This is a genomic window from Psychrobacter sp. 1U2, from assembly GCF_051847575.1.
The window spans coordinates 1-681 of sequence record NZ_JBPYDC010001162.1 but is presented as its reverse complement, the minus strand read 5'-3'; the positions used below and the strand labels follow the sequence as shown (position 1 = coordinate 681).

Annotated in this window: 1 protein-coding gene and 1 pseudogene; both read left to right on the top strand. The window is 42.3% G+C overall.

Going from position 1 to position 681, the window contains the following annotated elements; all coding sequences use genetic code 11:
* Positions 1-208 (top strand): phosphoribosylanthranilate isomerase (trpF, locus tag ACS8FD_RS20985; protein WP_459252165.1); only part of this gene is annotated, 208 nt, incomplete at its 5' end.
* 150 nt (positions 209-358) lie between these two features.
* Positions 359-681, top strand: a pseudogene (locus ACS8FD_RS20980) (tryptophan synthase subunit beta); the annotation flags it as partial.

Genomic DNA, 681 nt, shown 5'->3' with positions numbered 1-681 from the left:
ACATGACAGCGCACTGCCGATTGTGTTGGCTGGTGGACTTGATGCCGATAATGTGGCCGCTACATTAGATTTGCCTATTTATGGTGTCGATGTGAGTGGTGGTATCGAGATCGATAAAGGTAAAAAAGATGTTGCCAAAATGCGTGCCTTTATGAAAGCGGTCAAGCGCGATCGATGGCAAAACGCTACGGTCACTGGCGCCATTTAAGTGGGTTTGTATCAAGTTGTTTGCTATACATACTCTGCTTAGTTAATCGTTATTCCGATTTTTCTGCTTAAATCTTATTAGATTGTTATCCCTTTTATTATCTTCTTTATAGTTATCTAAAAAATACCACTTATTACAGTAGGAATTATCATGAGTCATGTCGCGAACAAAGATTTATCTGCTACCGCACAATCTGTAAATACTTTTACCAATCCTGAAAATGTACAGGATTTTAACCAATATCCTGATGCACGCGGACATTTCGGTGTACATGGGGGGCGTTTTGTCTCTGAGACGCTAATGGCTGCCCTAGAAGAGCTAGAAACGCTTTATACCAAAGTCAAAGCAGATCCAGCGTTCTGGGAGGAGTATCACAACGATTTGGTGAATTATGTCGGTCGCCCAACGCCGCTGTATCATGCTAAGCGTTTGAGTGACGAGATTGGCGGTGCGCAAATTTACTTCAAACGTGA